Origin of the sequence: Alkalihalobacterium alkalinitrilicum (genome assembly GCF_002019605.1) — a bacterium.
Classification (GTDB): domain Bacteria; phylum Bacillota; class Bacilli; order Bacillales; family Bacillaceae_F; genus Alkalihalobacterium; species Alkalihalobacterium alkalinitrilicum.
On record NZ_KV917368.1, the window covers coordinates 432882 to 453459 of the forward strand.

General features: G+C 37.4%; 19 protein-coding genes. 17 read left to right on the top strand and 2 right to left on the bottom strand.

The window, feature by feature from the left end:
• Nucleotides 1–12: 12 nt before the first annotated feature.
• From BK574_RS02130 to BK574_RS02180, 11 genes are all read left to right on the top strand, one after another.
• Nucleotides 13–1092 carry a TAXI family TRAP transporter solute-binding subunit gene (locus BK574_RS02130; protein WP_078427296.1) on the top strand — a complete coding sequence of 360 codons (1080 nt, stop codon included), beginning with the start codon at nucleotides 13–15 and terminating at the stop codon, nucleotides 1090–1092.
• A gap of 94 nt (nucleotides 1093–1186) precedes the next feature.
• Nucleotides 1187–1990 carry an IclR family transcriptional regulator gene (locus BK574_RS02135; RefSeq protein WP_238457919.1) on the top strand — a complete coding sequence of 268 codons (804 nt, stop codon included), beginning with the start codon at nucleotides 1187–1189 and terminating at the stop codon, nucleotides 1988–1990.
• A gap of 23 nt (nucleotides 1991–2013) precedes the next feature.
• Nucleotides 2014–2820, top strand: a complete 807-nt coding sequence (locus tag BK574_RS02140; RefSeq protein WP_078427297.1) for an acetate--CoA ligase family protein — start codon at nucleotides 2014–2016, stop codon at nucleotides 2818–2820.
• Between the two features lies 1 nt (nucleotide 2821).
• On the top strand, nucleotides 2822–4246 hold the full coding sequence (locus BK574_RS02145; RefSeq protein WP_078427298.1) for an acetate--CoA ligase family protein: 1425 nt from the start codon (nucleotides 2822–2824) through the stop codon (nucleotides 4244–4246).
• 3 nt (nucleotides 4247–4249) lie between these two features.
• The gene (locus BK574_RS02150) at nucleotides 4250–5056 is read left to right on the top strand and encodes an enoyl-CoA hydratase/isomerase family protein (RefSeq protein ID WP_078427299.1); all 807 of its coding nucleotides are present in this window, start codon (nucleotides 4250–4252) and stop codon (nucleotides 5054–5056) included.
• A gap of 17 nt (nucleotides 5057–5073) precedes the next feature.
• Nucleotides 5074–5847 carry an enoyl-CoA hydratase-related protein gene (locus BK574_RS02155; protein ID WP_218970528.1) on the top strand — a complete coding sequence of 258 codons (774 nt, stop codon included), beginning with the start codon at nucleotides 5074–5076 and terminating at the stop codon, nucleotides 5845–5847.
• A 66-nt stretch (nucleotides 5848–5913) separates the two neighbouring features.
• Nucleotides 5914–7071, top strand: a complete 1158-nt coding sequence (locus BK574_RS02160; protein ID WP_078427301.1) for an acyl-CoA dehydrogenase family protein — start codon at nucleotides 5914–5916, stop codon at nucleotides 7069–7071.
• Nucleotides 7068–8150: an acyl-CoA dehydrogenase family protein gene (locus BK574_RS02165; protein WP_078427302.1), complete on the top strand. Its 1083-nt coding sequence runs from the start codon at nucleotides 7068–7070 to the stop codon at nucleotides 8148–8150. Before BK574_RS02160 ends, BK574_RS02165 begins: the two co-directional genes overlap by 4 nt.
• Before the next feature lie 123 nt (nucleotides 8151–8273).
• Complete coding sequence (locus BK574_RS02170) at nucleotides 8274–8909, top strand: hypothetical protein (protein ID WP_078427303.1); 636 nt, start codon at nucleotides 8274–8276, stop codon at nucleotides 8907–8909.
• Nucleotides 8910–9422: 513 nt separating this feature from the next.
• On the top strand, nucleotides 9423–10715 hold the full coding sequence (locus tag BK574_RS02175) for a chloride channel protein (protein WP_078427304.1): 1293 nt from the start codon (nucleotides 9423–9425) through the stop codon (nucleotides 10713–10715).
• A gap of 160 nt (nucleotides 10716–10875) precedes the next feature.
• On the top strand, nucleotides 10876–11370 hold the full coding sequence (locus BK574_RS02180; RefSeq protein WP_158211498.1) for a LysM peptidoglycan-binding domain-containing protein: 495 nt from the start codon (nucleotides 10876–10878) through the stop codon (nucleotides 11368–11370).
• 197 nt (nucleotides 11371–11567) lie between these two features.
• On the opposite strand, the gene BK574_RS02185 is transcribed toward BK574_RS02180, so the two are convergent.
• Together BK574_RS02185 and BK574_RS02190 are read right to left on the bottom strand one after the other, a co-directional pair.
• A complete protein-coding gene (locus BK574_RS02185; RefSeq protein WP_078427306.1) occupies nucleotides 11568–12236 on the bottom strand; it encodes a hypothetical protein in 669 nt (222 codons plus the stop codon).
• Nucleotides 12229–13056, bottom strand: coding sequence for an ABC transporter ATP-binding protein (locus BK574_RS02190; protein ID WP_078427307.1), 828 nt, complete (start codon nucleotides 13054–13056; stop codon nucleotides 12229–12231). Before BK574_RS02190 ends, BK574_RS02185 begins: the two co-directional genes overlap by 8 nt.
• A gap of 227 nt (nucleotides 13057–13283) precedes the next feature.
• On the opposite strand from BK574_RS02190, the gene BK574_RS02195 reads away from it, so the two are divergent.
• The 6 genes from BK574_RS02195 (at nucleotide 13284) to BK574_RS02220 (ending at nucleotide 20424) form a co-directional block, all read left to right on the top strand.
• Nucleotides 13284–14291, top strand: a complete 1008-nt coding sequence (locus tag BK574_RS02195; RefSeq protein ID WP_078427308.1) for an ABC transporter substrate-binding protein — start codon at nucleotides 13284–13286, stop codon at nucleotides 14289–14291.
• A 53-nt stretch (nucleotides 14292–14344) separates the two neighbouring features.
• Complete coding sequence (locus tag BK574_RS02200; protein WP_238457920.1) at nucleotides 14345–16252, top strand: iron ABC transporter permease; 1908 nt, start codon at nucleotides 14345–14347, stop codon at nucleotides 16250–16252.
• Between the two features lie 199 nt (nucleotides 16253–16451).
• Entirely contained in the window at nucleotides 16452–17048 is a 597-nt protein-coding gene (locus tag BK574_RS02205; RefSeq protein ID WP_078427310.1) for an MSMEG_1061 family FMN-dependent PPOX-type flavoprotein, read from the top strand.
• A 219-nt stretch (nucleotides 17049–17267) separates the two neighbouring features.
• The gene (locus tag BK574_RS02210) at nucleotides 17268–18131 is read left to right on the top strand and encodes a hypothetical protein (RefSeq protein ID WP_078427311.1); all 864 of its coding nucleotides are present in this window, start codon (nucleotides 17268–17270) and stop codon (nucleotides 18129–18131) included.
• Nucleotides 18132–18577: 446 nt separating this feature from the next.
• Entirely contained in the window at nucleotides 18578–19360 is a 783-nt protein-coding gene (locus BK574_RS02215; protein WP_142247866.1) for an IclR family transcriptional regulator, read from the top strand.
• Between the two features lie 26 nt (nucleotides 19361–19386).
• A complete protein-coding gene (locus BK574_RS02220) occupies nucleotides 19387–20424 on the top strand; it encodes a DctP family TRAP transporter solute-binding subunit (protein ID WP_078427313.1) in 1038 nt (345 codons plus the stop codon).
• Nucleotides 20425–20578 lie beyond the last annotated feature (154 nt).

Below are 20578 nucleotides of genomic sequence, written 5' to 3' on the forward strand. Positions count from 1 at the left end.
GGAGAGTGAAGTTTGTTGAAAAAAGGATATTTGTTAATTGTTGCGCTTTTTATGGGGATGTTATTACTTGTCGGTTGTAGTGAAGGAACAAGTTCCGAGGAACAAAATGAAGGTACTGGAAGTAATGAAGCAAATGAAGGGCAAGAGGAAACAGAAGCATCAGACGGAGTTACCTTAGAAAACACTTTTTTAAACGTAGGTGCTACAAGTCAATCATCGGGACTATATAGTTATTTTGTTGCGATTGCAAATAGTGTTGAAAAGGCAACAGATGGAAAAATTAATATGACTGTAGTTGAAACGGGTGCATCTGTAGATAACCTCGTTCGTTTACAACAAGGTTCAATTGATATTGGTTTAGGAACAGAATCAATAAATTATAAAGCATTAAATGGACTAGATGATTGGGAAGATAAACCAATGCCAGAACTTCGCAACTTATTTGCTTTCCTTCCAATTGCTTTACCATTTACTGTTAGTGAAGAATCAGGAGTAACTTCTATTTCTGACCTTGATGGAAAATCATTCTTCCCAGGATTTACAGGAAGTGCAACTGAAACAACTACACAAGAAGTACTAAACCTTTTAAATATTGAACCAAATTATTTTCTTGGTGGACTAGAAGACGGGGTTAATGCGGTCAAAGATAGAAGAGCCGTCGGTATGGTTAAAACAGGTGTTGGTACAGAGCCAGACCCAACCGTAGTAGAAATCAATACAACTTTACCTCAAAAGTTGATTGGGTTTAATGAAGAAGAAAAGAAAATCGTTGAATCTGAACTAGGTTTACCATTTATGATTATTCCAGCTGGTAGTTTTCCAAACCAAGAAGAAGATATCGAAACGGTTGTCGTAGTAATGGACGTATTCACAAGTACAGATTTACCTGAAGAGGTAGCATACCATATCGTGAAAGCATCGGTAGAAAATAAGTCGATGCATGAAGACGCATATGGGGGAGTAAAACCATATGACTATATTGAAGCAACACTTGATTATGCAACGACACCTCTTCACGCAGGCGTGGTAAAATATTTCCGTGAAATTGGGGTTGATATTCCAGATCACTTAATTCCACCAGAAAGCAAATAAAAATTACTAAGTTCATCCAAAAATTCCAGTAATTAACCTATAATTAATATTATCAAAAGAATTACTAATTGACGATTTAGAGAGGAAGATATTGATGAACGAGATGGATAAAAATTACTCGATGAAGTCCATTCATCGAACGATCAAAATATTAAAGTCATTTACATTTGAAAGACAGTCTCTTTCTATGACAGAACTACATGAAATAACAGAAATTACTAAGCCGAGTTTACAGCGGATTTTAGCCACATTGGTATATGAAGGGTTCTTACAAAAAGATGAAAGTACGAAAAAATATAAGCTTGGAATGGAACTTTACTTTCTCGGAAATCTCGTTCAAAAAGATTCGACCTTATTGAATACAGCCTTGCCTGTGATGCAACGACTCAGAGATGAAACTGGTGAATCAGTCACTTTAAATGTTATTTACAACAATAAGCGAAAATGTATAGGTTACTGTGAAAGCAGACATGAACTAACGACACTTACTTTTATAGGGCATGATTCACCTTTACATGCGGGAGCATCGGCTAAAGTCCTTCTAGCTCATATGGCCAAAAATGAAGTTGAGAGTTACTTCAGTAGTAATTCCTTTCAGAAGTTTAATGAAAAAACGATCGTAGATAAAGAGTTACTTTTCGAAGAGTTACGAAGCATCCAGGAGAAAGGATATGCCATTAGTTATGGGGAGCGGGTGAAGGGAGCATTCTCCATAAGCGTCCCCATTACTAATTCAATGAATCAAGTGATGGCTGGGCTCTCTATTGTAGTCCCATTACCAAGAGTTGAAGAGTTTGAAGTGGATGATTTAATTACTCTTCTTAAACAAGGGGCACAAGAGATTTCTACTCTTTTAGGAAATAGAGATAGTTTCTTTAATATGAAGGAAATGAATTAGTGTAATTGATAAAACACATAAGGATGAAGGAGTTTAAGGCTGGAGTAGTTCAGTTAACTCCTTTTATCCAAAAAGGAGGGATGACACAGTTGAACAAACAAGTAGAGTTTCAAAAGATAATAGAACTAGTGAGAGAGCATAATAGTCAGGTCATTCCTGAGTCGTTTTCTAAACAAATTTTTGAAAATGTAGGAATGCCAATTCCTAAGCAAGGCTTAGCTAAGAATGAAGAAGAAGCTGTTTATCTAGCTAAAACAATTGGGTTCCCAGTCGTCTTAAAAGTTCATTCTTTTGACATTGTTCATAAAAGTGATGCAAAAGGTGTACTCGTTGGTCTAAACTCTCCTGAGGATGTTAGGGAAGGGTTTCTAGAAATTATTAAAAATGCTCAGTCTTATCTTTTAGTAGATAAAGAGGTACAAGTAACTGTACAAGAAATGGCTCCCGTCGGCACTGAAGTGATTATTGGCATGAAACGTGATAAGGTCTTTGGACCAACGATCCTCTTTGGACTCGGAGGAGTTTGGGTTGAGGTATTAAAAGATGTTTCATTAAGAGTATCACCACTTACTGAGCAAGACGTCGATGACATGATCAATGAAATTAGAGGCCATGCTCTTTTAGGAGAATTTCGAGGTAACCGAGCGCGTGATCTTTCTTCTTTAAAAACGTTGATTTTCCAAATGGAGAAATTGGCATTAGAGTTTCCAGAGATTGATGAAATTGATCTAAACCCAGTGTTTCTCTATGAAAAGGATAAAGGCGCGATGGTTGTTGATGCAAGGATTGTTCTTACCAACGAAAGTCTAATTTCAGAGGGGACGGTTTAAAATGAACGATAAAAGAATGGAGGCAATTAATAAACTTTTATATCCTAAATCGGTTGCAGTCATTGGAGCCTCAAACAATGAGAAAAAAACAGGCGGACGATTGATGGCCTATTTAACAAAACATGACTTTCCGTATGAGATCTACCCTATAAACCCAAAAGAAACACAGATCCAAGGTCGTGCTTGCTATCAATCTATTCGAGATCTTCCGAATAATGTTGACGTAGCTTTAGTCGTTTTACCAGTAAAAATGATCTTTTCTGTCATGGAAGAATGTGCAGCAAAAGGAATAAAGTCGTTACTCATCTATTCTTCTGGTTTTGCCGAACTTGGTGAAGAAGGTGAAGAGTTACAAAAGAATTTAGTTAGAAAAGCAAGAGAGTTAGATGTTTATATTTGTGGCCCAAATGCCATTGGTGTAGCAAATACCCAACAGAATTTCTTTGGCAGTTTTAGTATGGCAATGGAAACCCCCAATATTCCTAAGCCAGGAAAGATCTCTTTTATCACTCAAAGTGGGGCCATTGGAGGCGGCTTGTTAAGTAGAGTTTGGTCTGAAGGAATAGGAACGAGTACATTTATTAGTTCCGGGAACGAAGCAGATTTGGACTCAGCAGATTATATTCGTTTTCTAGCTGATGATAACAATACAGAAGTTATTTGTGTTTATTTAGAAGGAATACGAGACGGACAAAAATTTATAGCTGCATTAAAAAAAGCTTACGAAAAAGGAAAACCTGTCATTGTTTATAAAAACGGTCGAACATCGCTCGGGAAAAAATCAGTTCAATCCCATACAGGTAGTCTAGCTGGGGATTTTCATGTTTATGAAGCGGTCTTTAAACAATATGGAGTCATCTCTGTTAACCATTTAGAAGAATTGTTTGAAGTGGCAAAAGCTCTATTAGTCATGAAAGAAATCAACGGTAAAAATGTAGGAGTACTATCAACTTCTGGAGGAGCATGTACCATCATCGCTGATTCTTGTATACAGACTGGGTTAAGCGTTCCAGCCTTTTCTCAAAAAACTCAAGCAAAATTAAGTGAACTTATTCCAGAATATGGGATAGTTCAAAATCCATTTGATACGACAGCAAATATCATTAATGACCCAAAAGCATTCCGGGTAGCAATGGATACTTTAATCAAAGACAATGAAATTGACTCTATTGTTCTAATGCTAACCACGGTAGGAGAACCAGTAGCTTCAGTTGTAGCTCAAGATATTATTAATCTTTCAAAAAATACAAATAAAAGCATTATTATAACTTGGCTTATTTCGGAAACATTGGCTGCAAATGCTTTTCAAATGTTAAGAAATAATGGCATTCCGATATTTTCAAGTCCTGAACGTGCAATCACTGTTTTAAATTATGTAACAAACTATCATTTAAATAAAACGAAACGATTAAAAGAAAGGGTGTAAGAAATGAGTGATTTACTTTTTAGCGTAAATAATGAAGGTGTAGCAACGATCAAACTAAATCGACCTGACCGGTTGAATGCATTTAGTTTAGAAATGATTAATCAATGGATTGAAGCTCTTGAAGAAGTTCGAGATTCTGAAGAAATCCGAGCATTAGTACTAACTGGTGAAGGTCGTGCATTTTGTGCAGGTGGAGATGTGAAATCCATGGTCGAAGGTGATGGCTTCCTTTACCAAAAAGAGGACGAACATATCGATTTTATGAGTACAGGAATGAAGCGGAAAAAAGTTCTCTGGAAGTATGTGCAGCGTATTCCGCTAATTATGAGTGAAATTGATAAACCTGTGATCGCAGCCATTAATGGTCCTGCCATTGGTGCGGGTTTAGATATGGCTCTTATGTGTGATATTCGCTTTGCGTCAAGAACAGCCAAAATGGGAGAAACCTATATCAAAGCAGGAATTGTTCCTGGTGATGGTGCGGCTTATTTTCTTCCTCGAATTGTTGGAATTGATAAAGCGTTGGAATTGTTATGGACGGGGAAAATCCTTACGGCTGAAGAAGCAAAGGAATATGGAATGGTTACGTATATAGCAGAGCCAGAAGAGCTACTAGATAAAGTGTATGATTTTGCCTCGACATTAGCAAAACAGCCATCTGCAACGGTACAGTTTATGAAGAGAACAGTCTACCAAGGGTTAAATAATGATTTGCGTACGTCACTTGATATGATTTCATCCGCGATGGGATTAGTTACCGAACTTCCAGAATATCGCGAACGTCTAGAAACGATACTGAAAAAAGACTAAGAAAAGGAAGTGGGATGGTGAGCGTTTTATATGAGCAAAAAGATAACATCGCCATTTTAAGCCTCTATCGTGAAAATGGTTATAATGCTCTCAACTACGAAACAGTTAGTCAATTATATAATCACCTAATTTCAATTTGGAATAATAAAGAGATAAATATCGTCATTATTACTGCAAAAGGAGAAAAAGTCTTTACAGCTGGTGCCGATTTAAAGGAACGTAGACAAATGAATAGTGAGCAAGTGAATTTATATTTGTCTAAAATTAGGGAAACCTATAAAGTTATTGAATCAATGCCTCAGGCTATCATCGCAGCTGTGAATGGAATATGTGTCGGTGGGGGGACTGAAATGATCCTGGCTTGTGACTTAAGAATTGCTGCAAGTCATGCCACATTTAGCCTTCCAGAAGTAAAGATCGGTATCATTCCAGGTGCTGGTGGAACACAACGATTAGTAAGAGTAGTCGGTTTAGGTAGAGCGAAAGAAATGATTTTAACTGGTAAACCTGTTACAGCACAAAAAGCAGAGAGAATCGGTCTTATAAATGAAATAATAGAAGACAAGAACGTAGTAGACCGTGCAATCGAAATTTCGAAGGTGATTAGCAAAAATGCTCCGTTATCGTTAAAGGAAGCTAAAGAAGCAATTCACTTTGCAGCTAATGTTCATAATGAAGAAGGCTTTTTATTTGAAAGCAAGTCCTATGAAAGGCTTGTTAGTACTCGTGACCGTCAAGAAGCCTTAGAAGCCTTCAATGAAAAAAGAGAACCAAAATACTTAGGAATTTAGCTAGTTAGATTTCGGAATTTTGTGAAATTGGGAAATGTAATAAATTTAAGTGTGGAGGGGTGTAATGTGTCAAAAGCATTAAAGCTACCAATCGTCGAATTGCCCGAGAATATCGATAAGTTAAGAGATGAAGTAAGAAGTTTTATTGCAGAAGAAAGATCGAAAGGAACATTCGAGCCACAATGCGATTCTTGGTTAGGTGGATTTTCAGCTGAATTTAGTCGTAAATTAGGTGAGCGAGGATGGATTGGAATGACATGGCCGAAGAAATACGGTGGTCATGAAAGAAGTTCACTCGAACGCTTTGTTGTTACAGAGGAATTATTAGCAGCTGGTGCACCAGTTGCAGCTCATTGGATTGCAGATCGCCAGTCAGGAACTTTACTTTTACGATACGGTACGGAGGAACAACGAAATTTTTATTTACCTAAAATCGCCAAAGGAGAAAGTTACTTTGTCATTGGTTTAAGTGAACCAAATTCTGGATCAGACCTAGCATCGTTATCATCGATGGCAACAAAAGCAGATGGTGGTTGGGTTTTAAACGGAAGTAAGCTATGGACGAGTGGTGCTCATCATTCTCACTATATGATTGCGCTCGTTCGAACGGCACCTCTAAACCCTGAAAACCGCCATCAAGGATTAAGTCAGTTTGTGGTAGACTTAGCGGCACCAGGAGTAACTGTAAGGCCCATTCGATTAATGACAGGGGAACATCATTTTAACGAAGTCATCTTTGAAGATGTATTTATTCCTGACGGGTCGCTTGTCGGTAAAGTTGGAGATGGATGGAAACAAGGGATGGCTGAATTAGCTTATGAACGAAGTGGTCCTGAACGATTTTTAAGTACGTTGCCTTTATTAACTGAGCTACTAAACACCATTCAATTAGATCCAGACCGCCACACTAAAATAGAAGTAGGCAAACTAGTTGCTCGTTTATGGACTTTACGGAAAATGTCTTTAGGTGTAGCTGGCTTGCTTGAAAAAGGTGTAACACCAAGCCTCATGGCGGCACTAGTTAAGGATTTGGGTACCCAATTTGAAAAGCAATTGGCTGAAACAGCACGTTTACTTGTGTCTTCAAACCCATCCGTTACATCTTCATCCGCGTTTGAAAGAAGATTAGCAGAAGCTATTTTGCATTCACCAGGGTTCACTCTTAGAGGTGGAACAACTGAGATCTTGCGAGGAATTATTGCAAAGGAGGTCGTTGCGAAATGAGTGAAATTCGTGAAATGCTCGTAGAGTCCGCTACAAAGATAATGAAAGACTTTTGTACGAAAGAGTTAATTAATGAGGCGGAAAGTGGTGTATGGGCAGAAGATTTATGGAATATCGTGGAGGAGTCAGGTTTAACGACAATCGCTGTACCTGAGGAAGCTGGTGGAACAGGTGGTAGCTATGGTGATGCCTTAAGTTTGTTGCGAATAGCAGGGAAGTATTCCGCACCGATCCCTCTGGCAGAAACGTTATTGGCCAACTGGTTACTAGCAGAAGTAGGTTTACCTATTTCGAGTAAGCCACTGACTCTTTCTCCAGTTGATAATAATGTTGTAACATTTAATGAAACAGAAGGTGGATGGGGAGTATCAGGAATAGTAAAACAAGTTCCGTGGGCAAGTTTGGTTGAAGGAATTGTAGTTGTTGGTAAGTTTAAAGATCAATATATGATTGCAAAAATAGATCCCAATAACTGTTTAATATCTCAAGGTTCCAATTTAGCGGGGGAGCCACGAAACAACATTGAAATTCAAAATCAATTTGTTCCTTCTAACGGTGTTGCCTTTGGAACTGACGGCCTGGTAAGTCGTTTTGCACATCTCGGGATACTTGTGAAGTCGGTTTTAATGGCGGGAGCTCTTGAAAGAGTCTTAGAATTAACAACAGCTTACACAAAAGAGCGTTCTCAATTTGGTCGCCCTATTCACCGTTTCCAGGCCATCCAACATCATTTAGCTAGCTTGTCAGGAGAAACTGCTGCTGCCAAAGTAGTTACTGACTATGGAATTGAAGCGATTGATATCAATCAATTTGAGACAGAAGCGATGATTGCAAAGATTCGTGTCGGCGAAGCTGCAAGTATTTCGGTTCCAATTGCTCATCAAGTACTTGGAGCGATTGGATTTACAGATGAGCATATACTCCAACATAGTACTCGTCGACTTTGGGCTTGGCGAGATGAAAATGGAACCGAAGTAGAATGGGCTGAAAAATTTGGGGAGCAAGTCATTAATGCTGGCCCAGAAGCTTTATGGCCATCTGTAACTGGAATAAATAAAAATCCGATTAGTTCTCACTAATTAACATGTAATCATGTAAGAGAATTACCTTGTTTAAACAAAGAAGGTCACGTGTATATTGTGATCTTTTTTATTTTCACTTCGTATCCTCTTAACAAAATTTCACATTAAAAGGAGTAAAATATGAGAGTAGCTTTAGTTCATGCGATGACAGGATCTGTACAACCGATTGAAGAAGCATTTAGGAAAGTTGCACCTAACATTACGCTTTTACATTTTATGGATACGGGTTTATTGGATATGTTAAAAAAACACGGTGAAATTACCCCAAATATTATTAGGAGGTTTTCGCAATTATTAAGTTTAGCAATTGAAGCGGAGGTTGATGTTATACAATTAACTTGTTCAGCATTCAATGATTTAACTTCAATCCTACAACCTCTATATAATAAGAAAATATTTCGATCTGATGAAGCAATGTTAGATGAGGCTCTTAATTATAACCTTATAGGGGTAATATCAACTGTTAATGCAACACCAATTGCCTTGCGAAACTATTTATTTGAGAAAAAGTCTAATATTCAAGTGAATGCATTGGTGAATGAGAATGCCTTAGAATTGTTACAGAAAGGGAACAAAACAGGGCATGACCTAATAATAAAAGAAATGATTCGTGACCTAGAGAAAAAAGTCGAAGTAATAGTATTATCCCAGTATAGTATGGCCCATGTTGCTAATCAAGTTAATGTATCAGTGCCTATCTTAACGGGCCCACTTTTAACTGCTAAAAGGTGCAATGAATATTTACAAAATACGTAGGAGTATTTTATCCCGTTTAACTGAGGCTAAGACTCCCACTTCAAGGCTTTGATACAACAATAAAGACTAAGTGGGAGATAAGCGCCAGTAACAACTGGATTGGTTCAACTATGATTCAGTGGGTGATGAAGAAAACCCCTACTGAATGAAGTTTCACTTTATTTCATAAAATTTTAGAATTAGAAAGAAGTGAAAATGTTTTATAGTATATGTATTGAAAAATCATTTTTTAAGTCAACCCTCTTAGTGAATAACTAGAGGGTGTTTTGTATTTAATTTTGAAAATAACCACAGAATGAAGCCTTCTTAGTTAGTTTTGCTTTTACTACGGAAACATCCATTAAATGACATACATGGATGGAAGGATTTAGTAAAAAATAAAATAGTGCTTTAATTTCATATAGCTAAGATATTCTACATGATACACATATATTCTCCAACGATTTCTTTTTAGAAGGAATATATGAAAATAAATATTAAGAATAGCTATCTTGTTAAAAAGGGGAAGACTCAATGGATGTAAATTTTAAATATAAAACCTTTGGTCTCACGCTTCTCAATTGGATATTTTGGGGAGGGGTTATTGGCTTTGTGGTTGGCACAACAACAGCTTTCCTTTTAACGACAAACGAATTTCTTGGTAATACAAGGAAGGACAACGCTTGGCTTATATATCTCCTACCACTTGGTGGTTTGTTGATAGGCTATATTTATATGAAGCTGGGTAGTCACTCGGGAAATGACGCTGCTAAAGGGAATAATCTAGTGATCGAAGGAGTACACGGAATTGCTAGGGTTCTGCGCCGAATGGGTCCAATTGTGTATTTAGGTACATTTATTACCGTGTTATTTGGAGGGTCGACAGGTAGAGAGGGTGCAGCCATCCAAATGGGCGGAAGTGTTGCGGAGTCAGTGAATCAGTTTTTTAAAGTAAACGTTATAGACATTAAGATTGTACTGATGAGCGGAATAAGTGCTGGGTTCGGTGCAGCTTTTGGTACCCCAATCACAGGAGCTATTTTCGGGATGGAAATGGTTGCTTTAGGGAAAATGAAATACGAAGCGTTTGTTGCTTGTCTTACAGCTAGTTTTGTCGGTCATTACATAACTGAGTACGCTTGGGGCGTTGAACACGAAACATTTATTATTCAAAGTGTACCTGAACATTCTGTGATGTCGTTTGCCAAAGTAATCTTTTTATCAATTATTTTCGGACTTGTTAGTGTGTTATATTGCCAAATGCGACATGGAATCCAGAGGGTTTCTGAAAAAATTTTTAATAAAAACCATATGAAAAGAGCCTTTGTTGGGGGAGTTATTATTATCATATTAACGTTGATTGTCGGTTCACAAGACTTTAATGGCCGTGGATTAGATATGCTGGAACAATCTTTTAAAGAAGAAGTACCACCGTATGCTTTTGTTGCGAAATTGGTTTTTACCGCGGTTACATTGGGGACGGGTTTTGTTGGCGGAGAAGCGATCCCGCTATTTTTTATGGGAGCAACTTTAGGCAATACGTTGTACCCCTTTATGAATATGCCGATGTCGTTTCTTGCAGCTTTAGGAATGATTGCTGCCTTTTGTGGCGGCGCGAATGTTCCAATTGCTGCGTTTCTGTTAAGTGTTGAGATGTTTGATGGAAAAGGGATGGAATACTTTTTTGTTGCCTGTCTTACGAGTTATCTTATTTCGGGACACCATGGACTTTGGCCTTCTCAATCCATTTATGACCCGAAGAGCAGATTGTTTACGATACCTAACGGTGAAACGATTGGAAATATTGAAAAAAATAATAAAGACTAAAGTTACTCTAATTAATGCGACTAGTTGAATTAAATGATTTTTTAGAAAGATAAAAGGCAAGAAGCCCAAATTTGTAATGAAAGTTGTCAGGCTTGAAAATTGGGCGGTAATTTAGTGACTTTTTATGAGCGATCATCGTCTTATAAATGAGGTGATCAAAATGAAAAACATCAAGAGTTTCATCGGTAAAGGGTTTGGGGTTTTGTTGGCAGTCAGTTTGTTGGTGTCTAGTCCTGTTTATGCTACAAGTGGAGAGAGTCATAGCGAGGTGACCTATGTGATAATAGAACGTGGTGACACACTATACAATATTTCTCAAAGATACAATACGAGTGTTGAGAAGTTAAAATCTTTAAACAATCTATCCTCAAATACAATTTATATCGGACAAAAGCTCATAGTACCTGAAAAAGAAGCAGATTTATATAAAGTTATAGCGGGTTCTTTTAAGCAAAAAGAAAATGCCCAAAAAAGAGCAGATTATATCAAGAGTAAAGGGGTAGATGTGTTTATAACAGAAAAGGTGATTGATAATGAGACGTATTACCGCGTTCAGGCAGGAGCTTTTCGTTATCATGTGAATGCCAAAATCATACTAGTAAAGGTTCAAAAAGCTGGGATATCAGACGCGTTCATTGATAAAAGCACACAGTAGATCGATTATTTTTAATAAGCTAAATAGATGAACCACAGTCCGATTAAATTGAAGAATCATCGTTTTTGTAACAAGATAAAAGAACTACGGTCCTATTAAAAATTGAAATCTTGTATAACAATAAAAAGAGAGGGGAAACCGATGTGGTATTTCCCTCAAAATGGTGTGTTTTTTAATACTGTTTTCCTCAGTCTGAACTACTCGCTTCTTTTATTAATTGGACAATACGGACATGCTGCCGTATTCGGTAATTCTTTATACAAACAACAGGTTACCCTTTGATAGTTGTTGGCAGCTTCTCCGAAGGTGAGACCACTGGTAAATCTTCGGAACATTGAAGTTGGTATTTCAGGTTGCCATACATGGTCTTGTAACAATGTGTGAAGGTCAATCTTAGCTTGTTCGGTGTCGGTTTGAGAGTACATCCATAGAACGTAACCCCAAATATTTTCCCACAAAACTAGTTTTGAAATTCTGGCTTTTTTCGCAAATGCTTCAACGACAGTATGTCCATATCTTTTTATTATTCGATCCAGGTCCTCTTCTTGAGCATCTCTTATTAAATTCGCCTCGATTTGAAAGGAAATCGTCTGGTCCGAATGAATTAAATAAATCTTATTTAACGGGCCTTCCCACATCTTGTTGTGAGCTTTTAAATTCAGCAATGCAGCGATGAAAAATCCATACCGACGCATGAAAACGGATGTCGCAACAGCTGGATTTGTGACCCCAGTCGAATTTTCTATGGATTTAACTAGTTCATGAAAATATTCATCCAAACATTCTTCAACAGTCATCCATCCAACTGCATGATCAACAAGGTGAACTTGAAAACGTTGAAGGGCTTCTATATTAAGATTAAGCATTTTTGGCTGTCTCACTGATATTGGGAAGTACACAACGACCGCGACCGAACGGGATGCAGTGAGGTGTCCCGAATATGGGGTCAGTGGCTACTTGGCATTCCATTCCAAATACAGTACGTATTAATTCACATGTAATAATTTGTTCAGGATTTCCTTGATTGTATACAGCGCCATCTTTGATCGCAATAATATTGTGAGCATAACGCGATGCTAAATTAATATCATGTAGTACCATTACGATCGTCCGATTATGTTTTTCATTTAATTCAAAAAGGAGATCTAATATTTCGATTTGATGGGTCATATCTAAATAAGTGGTCGGTTCATCTAATAAAATAACTTCCGTATCTTGGGCAAGAGTCATTGCAATCCAAGCACGTTGTCTTTGGCCACCTGAAAGCTCGTCTACAGGGCGGTCCTGCAAGTCAAAAACGCCTGTTGCCTTCAGCGCAGCTTCGACTTTCGCTGTATCGTCATCTGTCCAACGTTTTAACCACGATTTATGAGGGTAACGTCCTTGCTTTACAAGGTCATATACCGTCAATCCTTCTGGTGAAACAGGTGATTGAGGTAGTATCCCCATTTTTTTGGCCACATCACGTGAAGACATACGGTGTACATCTTTTCCATCTAATAAAACAGAACCATCAGTAGGTTTTAATAAACGTGCAATTGAACGAAGGAGTGTTGATTTACCACAACCGTTACTTCCGACAAAAACAGAAATTTCCCCGTGTGGGATCGTCATGTTTAAGTTTTCAAATAATGTTCGATCGTGATAGCCAATGGACAGTTTATTTGTCTGAATGGATGCCTTCATTCTAATTCCTCCAACCATATTATAAATAGTTTCTAAGTGAAATGATTTCTCATTAAACATATCATATCACAATTTTATATCTAAGTGAGAATGATTTTTATTATTGCTAATTAAAATAGTTCTTTACTTTTTCGGTCATTGAATTTATGATAAGTTTTGTACTGATAATGATTATCATGTTCGATAATAAACTACTAGAATTTATACACAAATTTGGAGGTTTTAAAATGAAACAGAAAATGATCATGGTATTAGCACTTTTTGTACTTGTATTTGCATTAGCTGCTTGCGGATCGAATAATGAAGAAGCTACTGCAACTGGAAATGAAGGCAATGAAGGAAATGAAACATCTGAAAATACAGCTGTTATCATTGAAGGTGTGAATGGAGAAGTAACTTTAGATGCTCCTGCTCAAAAAGTAGTGGCGCTTGAATGGACATATGCTGAGAACTTATTAGCTGTTGGTGTGCAACCAGCAGGTGTAGCTGATATCGAAATGTACGGTGACTATGTCAATATTGAACCTCAGTTTGATGATACTGTTGTTGATGTCGGAGGACGTCAAGAACCAAACTTAGAAGTTTTAGCATCTCTTGAACCAGACTTAATTATCGGTGTTAGCTTCCGTCATGATGCAATGCTCGCAGAATTAGAGTCTATTGCGCCAACGGTTATCTTCAATCCGTATCCAGAGGATGAGAGCATCAATCTTTATGAAGAAATGGAAACAACGTTTAATGAAATTGCAAAAGCGGTTGGCAAAGAAGCAGAAGCAGAGCAAGTATTGGCTAATTTAGATGTAAAATATGAAGAAGCACAAGCAAAAATCGATGCTGTTGATTTAGCAACTAAGGATGTAATTTTAACGCTAGCGTATTCAGGAGCTCAAGCACCAGAAATTCGTGTATTTACACCGAATTCAATGGCTTCGATTATCATCGAGAAAATGGGCTTAAATAATGTACACGTACCAGATCAATTTGAAATCTTTGGTTCAAGTACATTTAATGTTGAGGGACTAGTAAAATATGAAGACGCAAATTACCTATTTACAGTGCCAGATGCAGATAATATTTATGAAAATCAATTAAAAGGCAATAAAGTGTGGGAAAACTTAACATTTGTAAAAGAAGACCGTCTATATGACTTAGGAGAAGATACGTGGTTATACGGCGGGCCATTGTCAGCAGGAACATTACTTGATCAAATCACGAATACAATGGTGAATAAGTAATGATCAGGCAATCTATGAAGAAGTCCTTTGTCTTGCTGGCAGGGGGCTTCTTCTTGCTCATTATTTTATCGCTCATTCACATGACACAAGGACAAGCCGATTATACGGTGTCTGAGTTACTCGATCAAGTTTGGATCGAAGGTAGGGTACAAGATATCGTACTGTCACTTCGACTCCCTAGGCTTATTATTGGTATTTTAGCAGGTGGTGCACTGGCAGTATCAGGAGCTGCTTTACAAACATTAACGAAAAACCCACTAGCGGCACCAGGTACATTAGGGATTAACGCTGGAGCATTTTTCTTTGTGGTGGCGTCGACGATTTTCTTTCCAAGTTTCTTAGGGAACTTCCCTTTTATTACGGCATTACTTGGAGCCATTTTATCATCCGTTATGGTCGTAATGCTCGCTGGTCGGCAGATGGACCCTGTTCGCGTTGCGTTAACAGGGATGATCATCTCGTTATTATTTGCCTCGATCACTGGAGCGATGCAATTACTATTTGAAAATAAAACAAATGGCTTGTTCTTATGGGGCTCAGGTACACTTGTCCAGTTAAACTGGGATGGTGTGGCGTTTGCTGCCCCCGCTATCGCAATTGCTTTTATAGGTGCATTACTGTTAGCGAAGCCGCTCGATACTTTATCATTGGGTGAAGATGTAGCAACTTCCCTTGGACAAAAAGTGACGACTGTTAAATTAATTACATGGGCTGTTGCGATAGTGTTGGCTGCGGTGACGGTGAGTGTCGTTGGACCGATTGGTTTCATCGGTTTAATGGCCCCACATATTGTGCGAATGCTCGGTGTCAAAGGTCACTTTATGATTTTTGTCCACTCTTTTTTATGGGGTGGTATTATGATGATCGCAGCGGATGTACTCGGACGATTAATTCAACCTGGACAAGAAGTACCTGTTGGAGCGATGACAGCTTTAATTGGTGGACCTTGGTTATTATATTTAGCGTGGAGAGCAGCACGTTCACTTAAGCGAGGGGACCGTCCGATGGGTGGTACGATTTCTCCAGTTCGTTTACAAGTTATCGTCCCAATTATTACTTTATTAATTATTGCTAGTATGGTTGTTGCTTTTTCGTTTAATGGCCAAGCATGGACGTTTGAATGGACGAATACAGCTGTATGGAATTTTCGCATTCCTCGAGTCTTGACCGCCTTTATTGTTGGGATGATGCTTGCGGTTACGGGTGTTTTGTTACAGGGTGTTTTACGAAATCCACTAGCGGATGCTAGTGTTATCGGTGTTACTTCAATGGGTGGGGCAGGAGCGATGTTATTGCTTGTCATGTTTCCAGCAATTCCACCTTCATTTATGCCGCTAGGTGCCATTATCGGATCTGTCGTTGCCTTGCTTATTATCTTATTCTCGGGTTGGAAGAATAATTTCTCTCCAATGCTTATTGCGTTAATGGGAGTTGCAATTGCGGCATTTGGTTCAGCAGCAACACAAGTGTTTGTCGTTAAAGCGAAACTAGCAGTCGCGTCCGCACTCGTTTGGTTATCTGGTAGCACGTACGGAAAAAGTTGGGATGACGTGCAATTGGCACTTCTATTGTTTGCGATCTTCATTGGACCAGCGATTTATATGACTCGAAATTTAGATACTTTAACCTTTGGTGATGATGTAGCATCAGGACTTGGGTTATCTGTAAAATCAGCTAGAGTTTGGACGCTATTGATCGGAGTAGCATTAAGTACTGCAGCCGTATCACTCGTTGGTGTTATCGGTTTTATCGGTCTAGTTGCGCCACATATCGCACGAAGACTTGTAGGATTCCGTCATTTGCCACTTATTATCGTTTCTGGCTTACTAGGTGGATTATTATTAGTTGTCGCTGATTTTATCGGACGAATTGTCATCGCTCCGAAAGATATACCAAGCGGACTCATTGTCGCATTGGTCGGGACCCCTTATTTATTATATTTATTACGGAAGTTGAAATAAAAATACAAACATCATCTAGTCACTGAATTAAACTAATTTTTAATAATATTTTCGTTGAAAGCTAGAGTTGGATTATTTAGAATTACACTATAGTCGATGATAAGAGGGTTGCCTCAAAATAGTGTATAAAAGTATTGTAAGTAGTTATTTGATTAACAAGGTTGAGCTACTATTCAATTGTTGAAAGAGGGGTTTGAGGATGGAGAAAGTCAATTTTAGGAAAGACGCGATCACTTCAGAAGAAGAATTAAGGGAAATCGTAGGAACTCCTCATCAGTTCGTTAAAAACAAAATCGTAGAAATCATTGATGAACAATGTAAAACATTTATTTCTATGTCACCGTTGGTGTTTATGGCTACAGCGGATGCAGACGGTAATTGTGATGTTTCTCCGCGAGGCGATAAGCCTGGTTCCATTCAAATATTGAATGATAGACAGTTGGTCATAGCAGATCGTCCTGGTAACAAGCGTGTGGACTCTATTCTTAATCTTTTATCTAACCCTCACGTTGGATTGCTTTTTGTCATCCCTGGTATGGATGAGGTTTTACGTGTTAATGGTCGTGCAACCATTATTAAGAATAAAGACATTTTAGCGGAAATGAGTATAAACGACAAACCGCCTCTAATTGGTATCGGTGTAGATGTTGAACAATGCTTTATCCACTGTACGAGAGCATTACAAAAGTCAAAAGTATGGGGTGCAGAATCGTGGCCAAGTAAAGATGATATTCCATCAATGATGGACATCTACCGTTCACATTTAAAGATGAACGGCTTAGAATTAAAGGAGTAAGTGATTGTATTAAGATCACGAGTTAGGAAGAACTAACAACATTTAACCATTTCATATTAAGGCCGAAACGCAGATGTTTCGGCCTATTTGTATCCCGCTTCATTTGCACTAAACATCCACTGGAGTATTGTTTCACTTTATTGTGTTCTAATGTTGGCGCATGATTTCCCTATTGGTGAAGAATACTACAACTTGAAACTCAATTAAGGAGAAAAAGAGGTGATTAAGAAAAAAAACTCCACTAATTCATCTTATTATATCGTACTAGCTATCGTTCAAAGCTTGCTTTTGTTTTATTATGTTTTTTATAAAAAGAAGAACAGAAAAGCAATTTTTCTCACACTTATATCAATGGTTGGATTAGCGTTCCATTTTGAATATCCACTATATATTCTTAAAGCCTATCGCTACAAAACAAAGATACTGCAAAACAATGAACAAGATAATTCATTTGGGTCTGTTTTGTCCCAAGCTCTATATCTACCTTCTGCTGCCATTTTCATATCAACGTTTCAATTAGGCTGGAAGATAAAATGGTTGTTTACCGTGTATTTTGTGTTAATCGAAAGGTTATTTATAAAAATGAATATTTTCAAAAATATTTGGTGGTCTACACCTTATACTGCACTATCTATATTTATTTATTTTTTAGTAGGTGATACTTGGTATAGAGGGATTAGAAATGGGAACAAAATAATTTTGAAATTGACGCTCTACAATGCGATACATGTAACGTATATGAGTATATTATTTTTACTATCTGTTTTTAAAAGGTTTAGATTTGAACCCTTATTATTTACGGTCCAACCTTGGTATTATCACTATGCTTTTGTTAAGGTTTATTTAGTTGTCGAAACAGCGGTCATGACGTATTTATTAGAACAGAAGAATAAATGGTTAAAAATATTACCCATTCTTCTTATTTTAATGACTGACACGTTTTTAAAGAAATTCAACGTCTTAAAAGTGAGAGGGAGCTATTGGCTAAGTGTATTTCCAGCGAGACTTGTCCCTTATTTATTATCTTTCTCATTTCGGTGGTTGGTCAATCACTATAAAAATGAACGGGTTAGGTATGAATAACGTTCTGGTTTCTAATGAAGTATGGGTAAGGGTGACTATCTATAGGGTAGTCACCCTTTCGATGCATGGAGGTATATTATTTATATATGTCAACATTGAGAATGACAAAATGCGTTTTTCTTTTTATAATTATCCCTGCAAAAAAAGTATCTTTAAATAATGTTTTTTAAATTTTTAACAATACATTCGTATATTTATAAAGTTAATTTTCCTTGAAAATTAACTTTTTTAAGCTTACCATTGGGAAGGTGAATTGGAATTTATGTTCATAAAATTTTAGTAATATAATTTAGTGGTTTTTCAGTAATTCAATAACAGATCCAAATATTACTAATTCTATTATCAGACAAGTTTAAACATTATAAAAACATTGACATGTATAATCATTCAAAGGTATATTTTACATAGTGAAACTGTTTTTTCAGTATGTGAACAGGGGTGAGGCTTTGAACTATAGAAATAAAAGTCTAGAAAAAACGTTTGAAATCATAGAAGCTCTCAGTGTTTCACCAACAACACCTTCTAATTTAGCGAAGGATCTGGGGATAAATCGAAGTACATTACATCGATTTCTACAAAATTTAGAAGAATTACAGTATGTAGAAAAACTACCAGATCATCGAATTAGACTATCACATCGTTTTATAAGGATTGGACATCAAGCACAATCGCATTTTCATTTTATAACGGTTGCAAAACCAATCATGAAAACGTTTGCTGATCGAATTGGTGAATGTGTTTTCATTGCATCTTTTAATGGTAGGAAAGTTACCTATTTAGAGAAAGCAGAAAGCTCACAAACTGTACGGATTGTGATTGAGGCGGGAGGGCAATCTCCACCTTATGCTGTAGCCTCAGGCAAGTTATTTTTGTCAGAACTTTCCGAAAAGGACTTAAATCAATTTTTAAAGAGAACTGAGCTTAAACCCTATACTACCAATACCATTACTGAAAAAAACGACTTGAGAAGAGAGTTAAGAAGGATTAAGCAAAATGGATACTCACTCGATGACGAAGAGTATGAAATTGGATTGAAAGGTTTTGCTTGTCCAATACGTGATGTGAGCGGTAGTACTGTAGCTGCGTTTTGTGTCGCAGGTGTAGCATTGCGTTTTGATGAAAAAAAGGTTAACGAAACGATTGAATTACTTAAATATTACTCAAACGAAATATCGATGCAATTAGGTTATCCAGGGTATCACACTACTATTAGTGGTGATCAAAAATAAAAAAATATTAATAAGGGGGAAGGACCATGAAAAAGTTTTTCATGAAGTTCTTAATGGTTGGACTTGCTACCACACTTGTAGCTTGTGGAGGTAGCAACGAAACAGGAGGAGACGAAGCACAGGATCCAGGCTCAACAGGAGATGCTGAACAGCAAAGCTATGATTTGAAAATGTCTGTTACTGTTGGTAATTCTTCAACTTGGTTTATGGCAGCAGAAAAATTAGCAGAAGATATGGCAGAAGCGACAGATGGACGTATCCAAATTTCAGTATATCCAAATGAGCAATTATCAGGTGGAGATAGTGGTGCAGCAGTTGAACAACTTATGAATGGAACAATTGATTTAACGTACAATTCTACTATTATTTATTCTATTATGGATGAAAGATTAGGAGTTTTAAGTGCACCTTTCTTGTTTGCTAATCTAGAAGAAACGGATGTAGCATTAGCAGGTGAAGGCGGTGAAGCGATTAAGGAGATTATCCGTGAGAATGGGGTAGAAACTTTAGGCTTTGGACAAAATGGTTTCCGTCAATTAACAAACAGTAAACATGAAGTTACATCTCCAGAAGATCTTGTAAATATGAAAGTACGAATTCCTGGAATCAGCATGTACACAGATTTATGGAGAGAGTTTGGTGCAGATCCAACAACGATGACATTCTCTGAAGTATTTACAGCACTACAACAAGGAACAATTGATGGTCAAGAAAATCCAATCGATGTTATTCACTCTTCACAATTAGTTGAAGTTCAAGATTATATTACGATGTGGAACTACTCATACGACCCTCTAATCTTAGGGATCAACAAAGATTTATTTGACTCTATGAGTGCAGAAGATCAAGAACTCTTTAGAACACTAGGAGAAGAAGCCAATGCTTATCAAATTCAGTTAGCTCGTGAAAAAGAATCAGAGCAAATTGAAGAATTAAAAGCTGCGGGCATGCAGTTCTATGAGCCGACTGAAGCTGAATTAGAAGCATTCCGTCAAGCGGTTGAGGCAGTTTATGATAAGTATGAAAGCGTTTGGGGAGCAGAATTATTAAATTCTTTCCGTTAAAAAACGTTTGAAGTAAGGGTGACTCAATCGAGTGTCAAGCACCTTTAACACGATAAAGCAGGTGCTAATGGATTATTTTGCACTTGCTGTCGTCTGTTGCAGGGAATTGATACTGTTGAGTCACCTTTTTTTAAGTAACGTATGCAGACATAAT

Coding starts and splice junctions, on each gene's coding strand:
- BK574_RS02135 (WP_238457919.1), top strand. CDS start 1,187: ATGAACGAGATGGATAAAAATTACTCGATGAAGTCCATTCATCGAACG.
- BK574_RS02140 (WP_078427297.1), top strand. CDS start 2,014: ATGAAGGAGTTTAAGGCTGGAGTAGTTCAGTTAACTCCTTTTATCCAA.
- BK574_RS02145 (WP_078427298.1), top strand. CDS start 2,822: ATGAACGATAAAAGAATGGAGGCAATTAATAAACTTTTATATCCTAAA.
- BK574_RS02150 (WP_078427299.1), top strand. CDS start 4,250: ATGAGTGATTTACTTTTTAGCGTAAATAATGAAGGTGTAGCAACGATC.
- BK574_RS02165 (WP_078427302.1), top strand. CDS start 7,068: ATGAGTGAAATTCGTGAAATGCTCGTAGAGTCCGCTACAAAGATAATG.
- BK574_RS02170 (WP_078427303.1), top strand. CDS start 8,274: ATGAGAGTAGCTTTAGTTCATGCGATGACAGGATCTGTACAACCGATT.
- BK574_RS02175 (WP_078427304.1), top strand. CDS start 9,423: ATGGATGTAAATTTTAAATATAAAACCTTTGGTCTCACGCTTCTCAAT.
- BK574_RS02180 (WP_158211498.1), top strand. CDS start 10,876: ATGAAAAACATCAAGAGTTTCATCGGTAAAGGGTTTGGGGTTTTGTTG.
- BK574_RS02185 (WP_078427306.1), bottom strand. CDS start 12,236: ATGCTTAATCTTAATATAGAAGCCCTTCAACGTTTTCAAGTTCACCTT.
- BK574_RS02190 (WP_078427307.1), bottom strand. CDS start 13,056: ATGAAGGCATCCATTCAGACAAATAAACTGTCCATTGGCTATCACGAT.
- BK574_RS02195 (WP_078427308.1), top strand. CDS start 13,284: ATGAAACAGAAAATGATCATGGTATTAGCACTTTTTGTACTTGTATTT.
- BK574_RS02205 (WP_078427310.1), top strand. CDS start 16,452: ATGGAGAAAGTCAATTTTAGGAAAGACGCGATCACTTCAGAAGAAGAA.
- BK574_RS02220 (WP_078427313.1), top strand. CDS start 19,387: ATGAAAAAGTTTTTCATGAAGTTCTTAATGGTTGGACTTGCTACCACA.